Genomic DNA, 14,890 nt, shown 5'->3' with positions numbered 1-14,890 from the left:
GGCAACTCCTGAAGTTGAGATAGATCCGTGGACGGAATAGAGGATATCTGGTCTACTCCCTGGAAGGAAGTGGCTCGACTGCCGTCGATGGTCACGTATTTCGTTGCAGGAATTGGAGTAGAGGCTGATGGCTGGAGACAGTTTCCCCTTCGATGTTCTGGTCGATCCGGGTATGGGAACCGTGGCGAGCATCGCAGCCCGAGCGGAGGCGGTCGGATTCGACGCGATGTGTCTGGGCGAGACGAACCACGACCCGTTGGTGCTGCTCGCCGCCGCCTCGCAGAGTACGACCGATATTCGGTTGACGACCAGCATTCTCGTAGCCTTCGCTCGAAGTCCGATGGTGACGGCCATGGCGGCCAACGATGTCCAGGCGCTGTCCGGTGGCAGACTCCAACTGGGATTGGGCAGTCAGGTCAAAGCGCATATCACTCGGCGTTTCGGGATGCCATGGTCACGGCCGGCGGCCCGGATGCGCGAATATGTTCAGGTACTCGACGCCATCTGGGATGCGTGGGAATCGGGTATCGACCTGAGGTTCGAGGGCGAATTCTATTCGCACACGTTGATGACTCCGATGTTCGATCCAGGGCCCAATCCGCACGGGCGCCCTCCGGTTCTGATCGCCGGCGTAGGCGCGGGCATGTCCAAGGTGGCCGGCGAGGTGGCCGACGGATTCCAGGTTCATTCGTTCGTCACGGAGAAGTATCTGACCGAGGTGATCCTCCCGAGTGTCGAAGACGGTTTGGCCGCGTCGGGTCGCAGTCGTGCGGACTTCATCGTCGGTGTCACTCCCATGCTGGCGACCGGGGCCTCCGAGGACGAGATCGCACGAGCTCGCGAGTATGTGCGTGGGCAGATCGCGTTCTACGGATCCACTCCCGCCTACCGCGGAGTGTTCGAGTTGCATGGATGGTCAGGACTGCACGAGAAGCTGAACGAGTTGTCGAAGGCGAGACAGTGGGACTCGATGCCAGCCCAGATCGGGGACGACGTGCTCGCCGAGTTCGCAGTCGTGGGTCCGATGGGGGAGGCGGCGAACGAACTGCGACGCCGATGGGGGCCACTGTCGGATCGCATCAGCGTGGCAGCGCAGACGATGGACTCTCTCGAGAGCTGGCAGCCGATCCTGCGCACGCAAGGAACGTGACTCCGGCCCCGGTGCGTGTGAGCGAAACTCACCGAGCGGTACCGGGAAGCGTGCTGAGCGGTCCGGTGGACGACAAATATCTGACATTTGTGACGCTATATATCTCGATAAAACAGATGTATGCAGCGTTTCTCTACGGCATTCAGATCAGTAATCTAACGTAGTGTCACCGTCTGCGGACGTGCTGCGACGGTGATGCGCAACGGATCATGCTCGAGGAGCAGTACATGCTTGTCACAGACCAGAAAATTCTGATCGACGGCGAACTCGTCGGGGCCACCGACGGCCGGACGTACGAGGTCTTCAATCCTGCCACCGAAGAGGTAGCCGGAATCGCACCGGACGCACAGGTGGCAGATGTCGAACGGGCCATCGCGGCGGCGCGTCGAGCGTTCGACGAGACCGACTGGGCCACAGACGTCGAACTGCGGCGTCGATGTCTGACGCAGTTGCAGGACAATCTGCGCAAGATGGCCGATGAGGTGCGCCCGTTGCTGACCGCGGAGAGCGGTATGCCGCTCGCGTTGTCGTTCCCGATGGGATTGGACGGCCCGGTCGAATCGTTGGGATTCTGGCCGGATCTGTTGTCCACGTACGAGTTCGAGCGGACGCTGGCCCCGAAGCAGATCATGGGTGGTGAGTCCGTCCGCACCGTTCGCAAGGAAGCGGCCGGAGTCGTCGCCGCGATCACCCCGTGGAATTTCCCCTTCCAGCTGAACCTGACCAAGATCGGAGGAGCGCTCGCTGCCGGGTGCACCGTGGTGCTCAAGCCGGCGCCGGATACCCCTTGGTCGGGAACGGTACTTGCGGCAGCGGCTGTGGACACCGACATCCCGGCCGGGGTGTTGAACATCGTCACCACCTCGGACAACCGGGTAGCGGAGGTCCTGACGACGCATCGCGACGTCGACCAGATCACGTTCACCGGGTCCACCCGAACGGGGCGGTTGATCATGCGCAACGCCTCGGAGACCGTCAAGCGGGTCTCGCTCGAGCTGGGTGGGAAGTCTGCCGCGATCATTCTCGACGACGCCGATCTGGCATCGAGTGTCGCGATGGCAGCCGCAGCGGTGTGCATGCATGCCGGTCAGGGCTGTGCGTTGGCCACCCGGCTGCTCGTTCCGAACCATCTGATGGACCAGGTCGCGGCCATCGCCGAACAGGTTCTGTCCGGATTGCCCTGGGGCGACCCGACCGATATGGCGAACATGATGGGGCCCTTGATCAATCGCGCACAGTTCGACAAGGTGCTCGACTACATCGAGGTCGGCAAGTCCGAGGCGCGACTGGTGGTCGGTGGCGGCCGGCCCGAGAAGTACACCAAGGGGTACTTCGTAGCGCCGACTCTTTTCTCGCACGTTCCGCCCGACAGCAGGATCGCTCGCGAGGAGATCTTCGGCCCTGTCGTGGTTCTGATCGGATTCGCCGACGACGAGGACGCGGTGCGCATCGCCAACGACTCGGAGTTCGGTCTGAGCGGATCGGTGTACAGCGCAGATGTGGAGCGCGCCAAGCGAATCGCACTGCGGTTGCGCACCGGAACGATCGCCCTCAACGGAGCGCAGTGGTTCGATGTGGAGTCCCCCTTCGGTGGGTACAAGCAGAGCGGTCTCGGGCGTGAATGGGGCGTCGAAGGACTCGAGGACTTTCTGGAGACGAAGACCTTCAGCTATCCGGTGAGCTGACCGATGGCGTCGTGCGATCCTCGTCGTCCGGCTGCCCAGGCCGTCGGACGACGAAGAACGGGCTCGACGCCGAATCGATCTGCTCGCAGAGATCGATGGCGATGATGTCGGCACCCCGGCGCTATTCGGTGACGAGACGAATGGCCCTCATCGGACACGCGGACACGCCGGATTCGGCTTCGCCGAGCATGCCTTCGGGAACGTCCAGATCGGCCTCGGCGGCGTATCCGTCGTCGTCGAGGTCATACAGATCGGGCGCAGTGGCCGCACAGAGTCCGTGGCCCTCGCACTGATCGAGTTCGATGTGTATTCGCATGGTTTTACTTCCGCCGTGTTTCATGTCAGTAGTCGGTTGCGCCACAGGTCCAGGTCCGATCGTGTCGCGCCGTGGTCGACGAGCCATCCGGCCGCTCCGCCCGGCCGATCGCACAGTCGCCGGACGACCGAGACGATCGCGGCCTCGGGAGCTGTCAGCCACGCCGCCGGTAGCGGGCGCCGATGAGAACTCTTGTTGGCCTTGGCTTTCCAACGTCGACCGAGCGCGGGCATGTGGCTTGCCGTCAGCAGATAGTCGCCGATCACCGCCGCCGGCTCGACGTCGGCGGCCAGCAGCAAGGTCGCGACCGCGACACCGGTGCGATCCTTACCGGCAGCGCAGTGCAGCAGAACCGGACCGTCGGCATGCGCGACGATACCGAGCAGCGAGGCGACCCGATCCGGTGCGGAATCGAGAATCTGTCCGTACAGACCTGCCAGGTCCTGGGGGATTTCTTCGGTGGGAGCGGCACCGTCGTGCAGTGGCAGGTGATGACGTAATGTCTCCGATGACCAATCGAACGGATTCCTGTCCACCTCGGCCAGGGACCGAAGGTCGACCACCACGGTCGGCGGCCACTGTTCTACGGTCAACGGGTTCGTATCACCCATGTACGGAGCATCACTGCGATAGAGAACTCCGGTCTTCGTGGTGCGGCCGTCGATACATCGCAGTCCACCGACGTCGCGCAGATTAGCAAGCGTATCTGTATCGGTGTCGTGACTCATCGGGCCGCCGGAGGATGCGTGACGGCGAGTTCGCGCAACTTTGTTCGATCGATCTTGGACATGGCGGTCAACGGAATCGCATCGATGACGACCATATGATCGGGTGCCTTGTAGTCGCCCAGTCGCTCCTTGGCCCATGCACGCAGCTCGGCCAGTGTCGGCGGCGGCGCGTCGTCGTTCGCGACGACGAACGCCACCCCGATCTCACCGATCACCGGCATCGGATGTCCCACCACCGCAACGGCATTCACCGCGGGATGCTCGGCGAGGACGTTCTCCACCTCGACGGGATGGACGTTGAACCCGCCGCGGATGTACATGTCTCCGGTACGTCCGGCGAGTGTCAGATTGCCCTCGGCGGTGAAGCTGCCCAGGTCGCCGCTGATGAAATACCCCTCGTCGTCGAAGACGTCCCGGGTCACGGCCGGATTGTTCCAATACCCACGCATGACGCAGCCGCCGCGCACGCGCACCCGGCCGATTCGACCGACCGGCAGCGGCGTGCCGTCATCATCGGTGACGCGAACGTGCATGCCGGACTGAGGTTTTCCCACCGTGCGGAAGGCCACCTCGGGAGGATCGCCGATGTCGGTGCCACACACCGTCGGTGACTCGGTCATCGCGTAGCGCACCACCAGCGGTACCCCGATCAGCTGTGCGGTGCGTTCGATGAGTTCCGGTGCTGCCGGTGCGGTGGCGACCACACCGAGCCGCAGGTCGGGAAACGAGTTGCGCTCCAGATTCGGCAGGTCCAGCAGCTTGGCCCACTGTGTCGGCACGCCGCCGGCCATCGTGATGCGTTCACCGATCAGAATGTCGCGCATCTGCGCTGCCGACCACGGCACCGGCGAGATGACCACCGTACTTCCCCAGATGAGCTGGTCCCACAACTTGGCCATGTACCCGGCATGGGAGAACGGCGTCGAGGACAGTCGTCGGTCGTACGGCGCGCTCATCACGCCTGACGCCGCGGCGGATGCGGCCAGGTTGGCGGCATCGAACCAGGCGCCTTTGGGCATGCCGGTGGTGCCGCTGGTGAAGATGATGGTGACGGGATCGTGCGAATCCATCTCGGCGGCGACGAAATTGTCGTCGTTCGAGCTGTAGCAGGTGGCAAGTTCGGCGCGTGTGAGCACCGCGATACCCGGATCCACCTCCGGCAGACCGGCATCGGAGTCACGAATGACGAGCGCGGGCGCTGCCTGGGCCAGAATCGAATGGGTTTCTCGGGGGCCGAGTCGTGGGTTGATCCCGGTGGTGACGGCACCGACCAGTGCCGCAGCGGCGTAGCAGACCGCGTAGTCGATGGTGGACGGCAGCATCAGCGCCACGACGTCACCCTGGGCGATACCGCGTGCACGCAGGTGCGTGGCCAGGCCCCGGGCGTGTCGGTACCACTGCGCGAAACTTATTCGGGTGCCGTCCTGCTCGACGTAGGCGTCACGGTCACCGTGCGCACGCGCTGCCGCCGCCAGGAGTTCACCGGTGTTGGCGAACCTGCCCGGTAGCGGCGGCCGCGTGAACGACCTCGACGTCGTCACGGTTGTTCCGATCCCAGAAGGACGGTGCCACTGGAGCAGAACCATCCACCGGTGCCGCTGACACAGGCGATTTTCGCGTTCTCGACCTGACGGACCCCGGACTCGCCACGCAACTGCCGCGCTGCTTCGACGATGAGGAACAGACCTCGTTGGCCCGGGTGGCACGCGGACAGTCCGCCGCCGTCGGTGTTGGTCGGGAGGTCGCCGCCCAGCCTCAGTGCTCCGGATTCGACGAACTTCCCGCCCTCGCCCTTCGCGCAGAATCCGAGGTCCTCCATCGTCAGCAGGAGCATGTAGGTGAAGGCGTCGTAGATCTCGGCGACATCGACATCGGCGGGCTTCAGTCCGGCCCGTCGGAACGCCAGCGGTCCGGTGACCGAGGCGGGGCCGACGGTCATGTCGTCCCACTGACTGGTGAGCATGTGTGAGGTGGCTTCGCCGGATCCGAGTACCCAGACCGGGTCGGACTTCAGATCCTTGACACGATCCTCCGCGACGAGCACCACTGCCGCCCCGCCGTCGGAGCGGATGCAGCAGTGCAGCTTGGTGAACGGGTCGGCGATCATCGGCCCCGACAGCACATCGTCGACGGTGATCGGATCGCGGTACATCGCCTCCGGATTGTCCGCGGCGTTGAACCTGGCCGAGACGGCCACCTCGGCCAGTTGTTCGATGGTGGTGCGGTACTGGTACATGTGCCGCCGCGCTGCCATGGCGTACTTGGAGATCAGCGTGTGCCCGTATGGCGCGTCCCATTGCAGCGGGCCGCGCGATCCCCAGTTGATGTTGGCTCCCCGCAAGCCTTTTCGGATGTCTGCCCGTGCCGTGGAACCGTAGGTCAACAGCACCACATCGGCGTGCCCGGCCGCGATCGCATCGGCGGCGTGCGCGAGCATGACCTCCCATGACGCGCCGCCGACGGAGGTGGAGTCGATCCACCTCGGCCGCAGACCGAGGTACTCACCGACGTCGGTGGGCGGCAGGGTGCCCTGGCCTGTTGATCCGAGTCCGTCGACATCCTCGGGTCGAAGTCCGGCTTCGGCGAGTGCTCGCCTGCTGGCTTGCGCCATGAGTTCGTAGGCGTTCTTGTTGTCGACTTTGCCGACGTCGGACAAGGCCACGCCCGCGATGGCTACCTTCCGGCTCACTGGGCTGCGCCTTCCTCGAGAAGTTGGGCGAGCACTTCCGTCGGCTCACCGAAGAGGTGGGCATACACGTGTGCCCGTTTGAGAACGAGGTGTGCGTTGTGCTCGTACGTGTAGCCCATACCGCCGTGCACCTGAATTCCGTGCGCCGCGTTGTCGATCGCGGCGCGGGTGGCGACCGATTTGGCGGACAGGATCTGGAACGTTCTGTCGGCGCGGCCGGATTGCAGTGCGATCGCGGCGAACAGGGTCTGGGAGATCGACGCGTCGGCGGAGACGGCCATATCGGCGCACATGTGTTTGATGGCCTGGTTGACCCCGATGGGCTTGCCGAACTGGATTCGCGTGCCCGCGTGTTCGGTCGCCATGTCCCTGGCAGCCTCGGCGAGCCCGGCCAGGGACGCCGCGGCGAGGACCTGGGCTCGACTCCAGGTGGGATCGGTGTCGTCAGGAAGCCAGTGCGCGACTCGTCCGGAGACCACCGTCGAGGTGGACAACCGGATGCCGGGGTCGATCGGCGCGACGGGTGTGATGTCGGGAAACTCGCCGATTTCGACGACAGCCGCGCCGTGCCGGGCGACCAGCAGGACATGGGAGGCACCGACACAATCGATCAGATCGAACGATCCCTTGAAGCCGTCGGCATCCAGAGCGCCGTCGCCACGAAGTTCGCCCAGGCCGACCATCGCTGTGCCACTACCGATTCGCTCGGTCAGCTCCGTGTCGCCGCACAGGGCGGCGATCCGCACTGCCAGGGTCGATGCCAGGAACGGCCCGGTGGCCAATCGCTTCGTGAGCGCCGAGAACAGCAGCACTTCGTCGTCGAGCTGCCGACCGGAGCCGCCGTGCGCCTCGTCCAGTCCGAGAGTGAGGAGCCCGAGCTCGGCGCCTTCGCGCCAGACGTCGGGGTCCACCGCGCTGTCGAGTTCCGCGCGATCCCGAATGTCGGACATCGGCATTCGGGAATCAATGAAATCGACTGCGGCGGAAATGATTTCGAGCTGTTCCGCAGAGGGAAGTAGGTTCATGGTCGTTTCTCTCTCACCGTGGGAGACCGAGGACGCGTTCGCCGATGATGTTGCGCTGGATCTCCGAGGTTCCTCCGCCGATCGACTGGGAGAACGAGTACAGGTAATTGCCTACCCACCCGTTCCGGTCCCACCGGGACGAATCCCGCAGCGCGTCGACTCCGACGATGTCCATCGCCACCGCGGCCACCTCTTTGCACAGGTCGGCGTAGTGGAGCTTGAGCATCGATCCCCGCGGGCCGGGGGTATCCGACTCGAGGTTCTCGCAGATGCCGACGTAGGTCATCGCGCGCAGTGAGGCCACCGACGCTCGCACTCGGGCAAGTCGACGGGATACCTCGTCGTCCTTGATGGCGGCGCGGCGCCCGTCCGGGCCCACGTGATCGCGGGCGAACTCGATCAGGTCCTCGACGACATTCGCCAGGCGCACCTGGTTGGCGGTGAATGCTGTTCCGCGCTCGAAGGAAAGCGTGGACATCGCCACGCTCCATCCGGATCCGATGTCGCCGACGACGTTGGTCAGGGGAATTCGGACGTCGTCGTAGAAGACCTCGCAGAATTCCTCGCCACCCTCGATCGTCCGGATCGGGCGCACCTCGATGCCAGGGCTACGCATATCGCAGATCACCCAGGTGATGCCCTGGTGTTTGGTGCCGGTGTTGTCGGTCCGTACCAGCAGTTCCTGATAGTCGGCGCTCATCGCGAAGCTGGTCCAGATCTTCTGCCCGCTCACCACGAGCGAATCGCCGTCGACGATCGCCTTCATCTTCAGCGCGGCCAGATCCGACCCGGCTTCGGGTTCGGAGAATCCCTGACACCACACCACTTCACCCTGGAGGATCTTCGGCAGGTGAAAGGCCTTCTGATCTTCGCTGGCGCGGGTGATCAGTGTCGGTCCGGCATGGCTGAGTCCGACGAAGTTCGCGTCGATGCCAGGGAATCCCTGGGCGGCGTACTCCTCGTACCAGATCAATTGCTGCAACAGCGTCAGGCCACGGCCGCCGTACTCGGTGGGCCAGGCGATGCCCGCCCAACCGCCCTTCCACTGCGTGTGTTGCCATGCCATGTCGTATTCACGAATCCCCGCGTGGTCGCGCGGGCGCACCTCGCGCGGCTTGTTCTCGACCAACCATGTACGTACCTGGTCGCGGAACTCCACTTGTTCGGTCGTGAAGTCCAAATCCATCTTCGGGCCTTCCCTAGCGGCGAATCGGGTGCGATCCGCGGTCGTCTGCACTCGAGTGTAAGTGACACGACCGTCAGATTGAAGTGTTTGGCGAGGTATCTCCCGTGGTGCGGTAGCGCCGCGCCAACGCCTCGCTGCCGCGGGCGAGGATCGTGACGTCGGCGCCGACGAGAACGAACCGAGCCCCGGCGGCCAGGTACCTCCGGGCGATCGGCTCGTCGAACGCGTTGACGCCCGCCGCGGTGCCACAGGCGGCAATATCTGAAACAGCTTGCTCTACAGCAGCGATAACCTCGGGATGCTGTGGTCTCCCGAGATGTCCCATAGACGCGGCGAGGTCGGCAGGTCCGATGAACACCGCATCGACTCCCGGGGTCGACGCGATGTCCTTCAATGCGTCGAGTCCGGCGACGGACTCGACCTGCACGGTCAGCGAGATACTGTCGTCGGCGATGTTCAGATAGTCAGAAATGCGATTCCAGCGGGAGGCGCGCGCGAGAGCGCTACCGACCCCTCGGATGCCGTTCGGTGGGTAACGCGTCGACGCCACCAGCGCAGCGGCCTGCTCGGCCGACTCGACCATCGGCACGATCAAGTTGGTGACACCGACGTCGAGCAGTTGCTTGATCACCACCGGGTCGCCCGATGCCGGCCGCACGAGCACCTCGACCGGGTAGGCGGCGACGGCCTGCATTTGGGCGAGCGTCGAACGTAGATCGTTGGGTACGTGCTCCTGATCGAGCATCAACCAGTCCACCCCGGACCCCGCACAGATCTCGGCAGTGTAGGCATTGCCGGAGGCGATCCACATGCCGATTTGTGGCGCACCGCCCTCGAGTGCGTCGCGCCACCGATTCGCCGATGTCATCGGTCCTCGCGCTCGAAGTAGATCGACACCGTTCCGAGTGGGCCGTAGTCCGCCACGAACGTGTCCCCGGGCTCGGCGAACACCGGCTTGGTGAACGACCCCGCGAGGATGATCTCGCCCGCTTGCAGCGTGACGTCGTGCGGTGCCAGGCGGTTGGCCAGCCAGGCCACACCGTTCGCCGGGTGATTGAGCACGGCGGCCGCCAGTCCCGACTCCTCGATCGACGCGTTCCGCAGCAGCAGTGCTCCCACCCACCGCAGGTCGACATCGAGTGGACGAACGACGTTGCCGCCGAGCACGATTCCGGCATCGGCGGCATTGTCGGCGATGGTGTCGACGATCGTCCGGAGATGGCCGGTGGCCGGATCGCTCATCTGGACCCGTGCGTCGAGGATCTCCAGTGCCGGGGTCACGTATTCGCTCGCGCGCAGTACGTCGTACAGCGTGGCTCCCGGGCCCTTCAGCGTCTCGCCGAGCACGAAGGCGAGTTCCACCTCGACGCGCGGACGAATGAAGCGCCCGGCGGGGACCACACCACCGTCATCGAAGAACATGTCGTCGAACAACACGCCGTAGTCCGGCTCCGAGATCGAGACCGCACGCTGCATGACCTTGGAGGTGAGTCCGATCTTGCGTCCCCGAACGGTGCGTCCGTCCGCGATCTTCAGATCGACGAGCGCGCGTTGCACGGCATACGCATCCTCGATCGTCATGGCCGGATATTGCAGCGACAGTTGCCCGATGGGCGAACGGGTCTTCTCGGCGTCGTAGAGACGTACTGCGGCGTCGGCGACGGCGGACTCGTCCAGCGTCTCACTCATCGGCTTGTGCCGACTTCGCGAGGAAGGCGAGAGCTGCCGGGTTGAAACTGTCCGGATCCTCGAAATGCGGCCAGTGGCGAACGTCGGCCATTTCGAAGATCTCGGAGTTCGGGATCAACCGTGCGACCGTTCGAGCGGTGCTCTGGTACTCGCCGTGGTCCTTGCCCGACGCCACGATCATGGTCGGAGCGGTGATGTTCGCCCACTTCTCCTCGGGGATCAGGTTGCGATCGCGGGCAGCCGCGTCTTGCAGGATCAGCAGGTGCTCGATCGTGGTGCGCGTGTCCTCGCGGCGATAGATGGCTTGGCGCAGAGCGATCAGGTCCGGAAGACGGCGCGACTCGTCCGCGATGAGATGTTCGAAGACCTTGTGGATGGACTCCCATGTCGGATTCTCGACGGCCGCAGTGCGTTCGGCGCGAATTCTGGCCATGTTCGACGCAGTGGCGACCAGCCCCGCGGGAGACATCAGAATCAATGTGTTCACGCGAGCGGGGTGCTGGACGGCGACGGCGGCGGATACCCACGCGCCGAGGGACATGCCGATGAAGTGAGCCTTGTCCATACCGAATCGATCCATGACGGCCACGATTTGGCGGACGTACACGGCGATCTCGTAGTCGTAATCGGGTTTGTCGGAAAAGCCGTTGCCCACCAGATCGACCGCGACGCAGTGATAGTGCTCGCTGAGCGCGGCAAGGTTGGCTGCGAACGTCTCCCAGTGTCCACCGGTGCCGTGCAGCAGGATCGCGTGTGGTTTGTCCGGCGATCCGGCTTCGGCGTATCGGGTCCTGACGCCGTCCACAACGAGGAAGCCCTGACGGAACTCGAGTTCGCGGAGGTAGCTCCAGATGCTCTGGTATTCGACGGTGCCCACCGCGGAGTCCGGTGTGGCTGGAGGGTCGATCGTGGTCTCTGTCATCGGGAGCCTTCCCTGTTGTCGAGTTCGTCGCCAGCGGTCGATGTGGTCTGACGCTCTGTACCCGTTGGATGCGAAACTATTCATAGTGTGCATCTTCGTTGTCCGTCAGTCCAATGCGCTGAACTGGGGCTGTATCCTATGTGTCGGCGGATTATCATCGATCATCACCATTGTTTCTGACACTCGCATACGATATGCATATGAGGGTGGGCACGTCGATCGACATGCCGCTGCGTGAGTTGGTCGACCACCTGCTGGTCATCGAAAGAGTTGAGGTCAATGTCCGAGGAAGTAACGGCTCGCCGTCCGGCCAGGCGGCGGCAACTGGCGCAGTTGTCCAACGAGTTCGCGGTGGTTCGCGTCTCGCTCGATGACACGGGTAACGGTCCGCGCTTGCTGGTCGAGGATGCCGAGACCGGCGACCACGTCTTCCTGTCACCGCTCGAATTGGCAAGTCTGTGCCTGGCCACACCGGAGGATCGCGAGGAATGGATCCGGGTGGGCAACTACCGGGACGAGCGTCGGGATCGGTCACTGGGCCCGATCCGGGGATCCGTACGATGACCGCTCCCGCGATCGTAGGCTTCGGAATGACCGAGATGTCATTGAAACCCGGCGCGTCCCCGCTGGCGCTCGCCTGCATCGCGACTCGCTCGGCGGTTGCCGACGCCGGTCTCGACCTCCCCGACATCGACGGCCTGCTGGTCGGCTCCTCACAGGGCATTCGCCCGGACCGTCTCGGAGTGGCGTTCGCCGCTCAGGGCGGATTCGCCGACCTACGACTGCTCGAACACATCGAAATCAAAGGCGCGACAACCATCGCGATGATTCAGCACGCGCGGGGCGCGGTTGCGTCCGGAGCGGCTCGGGCTGTGGTCTGCGTGTTCGCCGACGCGCCCCTCGTCGCGGGCAAGGCAGCGGGCTCGACGTATGCGCACAGCGGTGGTCAGCTCGGTGCCCGCGGCCTCGAACGCGCATCAGGGGTACTCGGCTCCGTGCCGACCTATGCGCTGTTGACCAACCGCTGGATGCACACCAGCGGGGGAAGTGCCGACGATCTCTGCGCCGTCGCCACCACCACCCGCTACTGGGCGCAGCGCAACCCCGACGCCGTCGTGCGTTCCCCGCTCGACCGCGACGGGTACTACGCCAGCCCGATGATCGCCGATCCGCTCCGCCGACTCGACTGCGCACGGCCGGTCAACGGCGCCGTTGCGGTCGTCGTCTCCGCGGACCCGGCCATCGGCACCGGCCCCCGCGTCGCGATTCGGGGAGCTGGGCGTGATCATCCGGTTCGGCACCGACGATCCGGGCGTGAATCCTGGTTCGGCGGTGGCCGCCGTGCGGTGGACGACGCCCTGGCCGAAGCCGGTATGACCCGCGACGATCTCGACACCGCACAGCTCTACGACCCCTTCTCGGCGGTGACGCTGATGTTGCTCGAGGAATACGACCTGATCGGCGGCGCCAGGGCCGGTGATTTCGTTCGAGGCGGCGAAACCGGCCCGGGTGGTGCACTGCCGACCAACACCGGCGGCGGCCAGCTCTCCGGCTTCTATCTCCAGGGGATGACGCCGTTGTCCGAGGCTGTCGTGCAACTGCGCGGCCGGGGCGGCGAGCGTCAGGTGGACGGCGCGAATATCGCCCTGGTCGGAGGCATCGGCGGCCGCGTCGACCACCACGCCGCACTCGTACTCGAGCGTGCCGCATGACCGTTACCACCGGAACCGGTACGTCGACCGACTGGCTTCTGGACGACGGGCTGGCGCCGCAGTCCGACGGGGATCCGATGGCCCCGCTGTATGACGGAGCGGCTCGCGGAGAGTTGGTGCTGCCCTTCTGTGTCGGCTGTGACGTCCCGCTCGATCTCGAACAGCAGGTGTGCGATCGGTGTGGCTCGTTCGAAAAAGACTGGCGATCAACCGAACTCGTGGGAACTGTCCACTCGTCCACCGTGATGCACCGTCTGGAAACCGGATTGGTCAAGGCGACCACGCCGTACCCGATCGTCGATGTGGAACTGGCCGGTGGTCACCGGCTGATCATGACGACGATCGACCCCACCTCGACGGCACCCCGAATCGGTGATGCCGTGGTCGTCGGATTCCGCAAGCTCGGCGGCGTATCGATTCCCGCTGCCAGCATCAATCCCGCTCCACTCGATACGGAGGCCCGCTCATGACCACATTCGAACCGACGGTGGCTCGTCCGGCGCCGCTGCACGCTGCGAAGGACTCGGACACGTTCGACGTCGCAGACGTTGTACAAGGCGACCGGGTACACGGATCGGTGTACACCTCGCCGGAGATCTTCAGGCGGGAAATGGACACCATTTTCCGCACCGGCTGGGTGTACGTGGCCCATGAGAGCGAGGTGAGTGAGGAAGGGGACTATCTGACTCGCGTCATCGGCCACGATCCCGTCGTTGTGGTGCGCGGCAAGGACGGCGTCGTGCGCGTCCTGCTGAATCGTTGCACGCACCGCGCCAACAAGCTGTGCAACGCGGAATCGGGTAACGCCAGCAACTTTCGGTGCCCCTACCACGGTTGGACCTTCTCCAACGACGGCTCGTTGGCCGCGGTCCCCATTCGTAACGGTTACGGGGACGCATTCAAGAAGGTGCGCTCGGAACTGGGGATGGCCGAGGCGCCACGCGTCGACAGCTACGGCGGTTTCCTGTTCGCATCGTTGTCCGCTGACGGCGTGTCGCTGAAGGAACATCTCGGCGGGGCCACGAGAGCGATCGACCGTGTCCTGGACTTGTCTCCCACAGGCACGATCGACCTGCGGTCGAACTGGATGAAGCACCTGCACCACGCGAACTGGAAGATGGTGGTGGAGAACAACGTCGACGGCTATCACGCCCTGTTCACGCACGCGTCGGTCTACGACGCCATCAAGCCCGCCAAGGTCTCGCACATTCCCTCCAAGGTCGAGGTGGTCGTGCGCGATATCGGCGACGGGCACTCCGAGATCGACTACTCCGCCGAATACCGAAAGCTGGACGAGGAATTCGTCTGGTACGGACGTACGCCACGGGAGAAGCTGCCGGAATACGTTGCCGCGCTGGAGAAGGCGCACGGCGTGGAGAAGGCGCACGACGCGCTCGTGGTGGGGCCCGCGCACACCCTCATCTGGCCGAATCTCTTCCTGGCCGAGATGAACGTGATGTACGTCGAGCCCATCGACGTGGACCGGACGATCGCGTACACCACCGCGGTGATGATCCCCGGACAGGACAAGTTGAACGAGCGCACGCTGCGGCGCTCCGAAGGCGCAATGGGGCCCGCCGGTTTCCTCATCGCGGACGACGGCGAGATCGGGATGCGCAACCAGGCCGGACTGGCCGCGCGGAAACCCGAATGGCTACGCCTTTCGCGCGGCCTCGAGACCGACGAGACCGACGAGACCGGCATCGTCAACAGCGACAAGAGTGCGGAAACGCCCCAGCGCGGGTTCTACCGCCAGTGGGCCGCCGTTGTGGGACAGGAGATCTGACC

15 protein-coding genes are annotated in these 14,890 nt (G+C 64.6%); 6 read left to right on the top strand and 9 right to left on the bottom strand.

Annotation, left to right across the window (positions count from 1 at the left end):
- Positions 1 to 127: 127 nt before the first annotated feature.
- Together NM2_RS02025 and NM2_RS02020 are read left to right on the top strand one after the other, a co-directional pair.
- Positions 128 to 1,150: a TIGR03617 family F420-dependent LLM class oxidoreductase gene (locus NM2_RS02025; RefSeq protein ID WP_067662950.1), complete on the top strand. Its 1,023-nt coding sequence runs from the start codon at positions 128 to 130 to the stop codon at positions 1,148 to 1,150.
- Positions 1,151 to 1,377: 227 nt separating this feature from the next.
- Positions 1,378 to 2,835, top strand: coding sequence for an aldehyde dehydrogenase family protein (locus NM2_RS02020; protein ID WP_051193229.1), 1,458 nt, complete (start codon positions 1,378 to 1,380; stop codon positions 2,833 to 2,835).
- A 121-nt stretch (positions 2,836 to 2,956) separates the two neighbouring features.
- On the opposite strand, the gene NM2_RS02015 is transcribed toward NM2_RS02020, so the two are convergent.
- The 9 genes from NM2_RS02015 to NM2_RS01975 form a co-directional block, all read right to left on the bottom strand.
- Complete coding sequence (locus NM2_RS02015; protein ID WP_067663324.1) at positions 2,957 to 3,151, bottom strand: ferredoxin; 195 nt, start codon at positions 3,149 to 3,151, stop codon at positions 2,957 to 2,959.
- 20 nt (positions 3,152 to 3,171) lie between these two features.
- Positions 3,172 to 3,879 (bottom strand): tyrosine-protein phosphatase, encoded by a 708-nt coding sequence (locus NM2_RS02010; protein ID WP_067662946.1) that lies wholly within the window; start codon positions 3,877 to 3,879, stop codon positions 3,172 to 3,174.
- Positions 3,876 to 5,420 (bottom strand): class I adenylate-forming enzyme family protein, encoded by a 1,545-nt coding sequence (locus NM2_RS02005; protein WP_067662944.1) that lies wholly within the window; start codon positions 5,418 to 5,420, stop codon positions 3,876 to 3,878. The genes NM2_RS02010 and NM2_RS02005 overlap by 4 nt, the downstream gene beginning before the upstream one ends.
- A complete protein-coding gene (locus NM2_RS02000) occupies positions 5,417 to 6,568 on the bottom strand; it encodes an acetyl-CoA acetyltransferase (protein WP_067662942.1) in 1,152 nt (383 codons plus the stop codon). The genes NM2_RS02005 and NM2_RS02000 overlap by 4 nt, the downstream gene beginning before the upstream one ends.
- Positions 6,565 to 7,593 carry an acyl-CoA dehydrogenase family protein gene (locus NM2_RS01995; RefSeq protein WP_067662939.1) on the bottom strand — a complete coding sequence of 343 codons (1,029 nt, stop codon included), beginning with the start codon at positions 7,591 to 7,593 and terminating at the stop codon, positions 6,565 to 6,567. The genes NM2_RS02000 and NM2_RS01995 overlap by 4 nt, the downstream gene beginning before the upstream one ends.
- A gap of 13 nt (positions 7,594 to 7,606) precedes the next feature.
- Positions 7,607 to 8,779 carry an acyl-CoA dehydrogenase family protein gene (locus tag NM2_RS01990; RefSeq protein WP_067662936.1) on the bottom strand — a complete coding sequence of 391 codons (1,173 nt, stop codon included), beginning with the start codon at positions 8,777 to 8,779 and terminating at the stop codon, positions 7,607 to 7,609.
- A gap of 73 nt (positions 8,780 to 8,852) precedes the next feature.
- Positions 8,853 to 9,647 carry an aldolase/citrate lyase family protein gene (locus NM2_RS01985; RefSeq protein WP_067662933.1) on the bottom strand — a complete coding sequence of 265 codons (795 nt, stop codon included), beginning with the start codon at positions 9,645 to 9,647 and terminating at the stop codon, positions 8,853 to 8,855.
- The gene (gene hpaH, locus NM2_RS01980) at positions 9,644 to 10,468 is read right to left on the bottom strand and encodes a 2-oxo-hept-4-ene-1,7-dioate hydratase (RefSeq protein WP_067662929.1); all 825 of its coding nucleotides are present in this window, start codon (positions 10,466 to 10,468) and stop codon (positions 9,644 to 9,646) included. The genes NM2_RS01985 and hpaH overlap by 4 nt, the downstream gene beginning before the upstream one ends.
- The gene (locus tag NM2_RS01975; protein WP_067662926.1) at positions 10,461 to 11,390 is read right to left on the bottom strand and encodes an alpha/beta fold hydrolase; all 930 of its coding nucleotides are present in this window, start codon (positions 11,388 to 11,390) and stop codon (positions 10,461 to 10,463) included. Before NM2_RS01975 ends, hpaH begins: the two co-directional genes overlap by 8 nt.
- A gap of 279 nt (positions 11,391 to 11,669) precedes the next feature.
- On the opposite strand from NM2_RS01975, the gene NM2_RS01970 reads away from it, so the two are divergent.
- From NM2_RS01970 to NM2_RS01955, 4 genes are read left to right on the top strand one after another with little or no spacing between them, the layout of a single operon-like run.
- On the top strand, positions 11,670 to 11,954 hold the full coding sequence (locus tag NM2_RS01970) for a hypothetical protein (RefSeq protein ID WP_067662924.1): 285 nt from the start codon (positions 11,670 to 11,672) through the stop codon (positions 11,952 to 11,954).
- Positions 11,951 to 13,102, top strand: coding sequence for a thiolase family protein (locus NM2_RS01965; protein WP_067662921.1), 1,152 nt, complete (start codon positions 11,951 to 11,953; stop codon positions 13,100 to 13,102). The genes NM2_RS01970 and NM2_RS01965 overlap by 4 nt, the downstream gene beginning before the upstream one ends.
- Positions 13,099 to 13,572: a Zn-ribbon domain-containing OB-fold protein gene (locus NM2_RS01960; RefSeq protein ID WP_067662916.1), complete on the top strand. Its 474-nt coding sequence runs from the start codon at positions 13,099 to 13,101 to the stop codon at positions 13,570 to 13,572. Before NM2_RS01965 ends, NM2_RS01960 begins: the two co-directional genes overlap by 4 nt.
- Entirely contained in the window at positions 13,569 to 14,888 is a 1,320-nt protein-coding gene (locus NM2_RS01955; protein WP_084530375.1) for an aromatic ring-hydroxylating oxygenase subunit alpha, read from the top strand. Before NM2_RS01960 ends, NM2_RS01955 begins: the two co-directional genes overlap by 4 nt.
- Positions 14,889 to 14,890: the final 2 nt, after the last annotated feature.

Source organism: Nocardia miyunensis NBRC 108239, from assembly GCF_001613065.1.
In the GTDB taxonomy this organism is placed as follows: domain Bacteria; phylum Actinomycetota; class Actinomycetes; order Mycobacteriales; family Mycobacteriaceae; genus Nocardia; species Nocardia miyunensis.
The sequence above is the reverse complement of the archived record's forward strand: the minus strand, read 5'-3'. Positions and strand labels throughout refer to the sequence as shown.

Coding starts and splice junctions, on each gene's coding strand:
- NM2_RS02025 (WP_067662950.1), top strand. CDS start 128: ATGGCTGGAGACAGTTTCCCCTTCGATGTTCTGGTCGATCCGGGTATG.
- NM2_RS01995 (WP_067662939.1), bottom strand. CDS start 7,593: ATGAACCTACTTCCCTCTGCGGAACAGCTCGAAATCATTTCCGCCGCA.
- NM2_RS02015 (WP_067663324.1), bottom strand. CDS start 3,151: ATGCGAATACACATCGAACTCGATCAGTGCGAGGGCCACGGACTCTGT.
- NM2_RS02020 (WP_051193229.1), top strand. CDS start 1,378: ATGCTTGTCACAGACCAGAAAATTCTGATCGACGGCGAACTCGTCGGG.
- NM2_RS01990 (WP_067662936.1), bottom strand. CDS start 8,779: ATGGATTTGGACTTCACGACCGAACAAGTGGAGTTCCGCGACCAGGTA.
- NM2_RS01955 (WP_084530375.1), top strand. CDS start 13,569: ATGACCACATTCGAACCGACGGTGGCTCGTCCGGCGCCGCTGCACGCT.
- NM2_RS01965 (WP_067662921.1), top strand. CDS start 11,951: ATGACCGCTCCCGCGATCGTAGGCTTCGGAATGACCGAGATGTCATTG.
- NM2_RS01970 (WP_067662924.1), top strand. CDS start 11,670: ATGTCCGAGGAAGTAACGGCTCGCCGTCCGGCCAGGCGGCGGCAACTG.
- NM2_RS01960 (WP_067662916.1), top strand. CDS start 13,099: ATGACCGTTACCACCGGAACCGGTACGTCGACCGACTGGCTTCTGGAC.
- NM2_RS02010 (WP_067662946.1), bottom strand. CDS start 3,879: ATGAGTCACGACACCGATACAGATACGCTTGCTAATCTGCGCGACGTC.
- NM2_RS01985 (WP_067662933.1), bottom strand. CDS start 9,647: ATGACATCGGCGAATCGGTGGCGCGACGCACTCGAGGGCGGTGCGCCA.
- hpaH (WP_067662929.1), bottom strand. CDS start 10,468: ATGAGTGAGACGCTGGACGAGTCCGCCGTCGCCGACGCCGCAGTACGT.
- NM2_RS01975 (WP_067662926.1), bottom strand. CDS start 11,390: ATGACAGAGACCACGATCGACCCTCCAGCCACACCGGACTCCGCGGTG.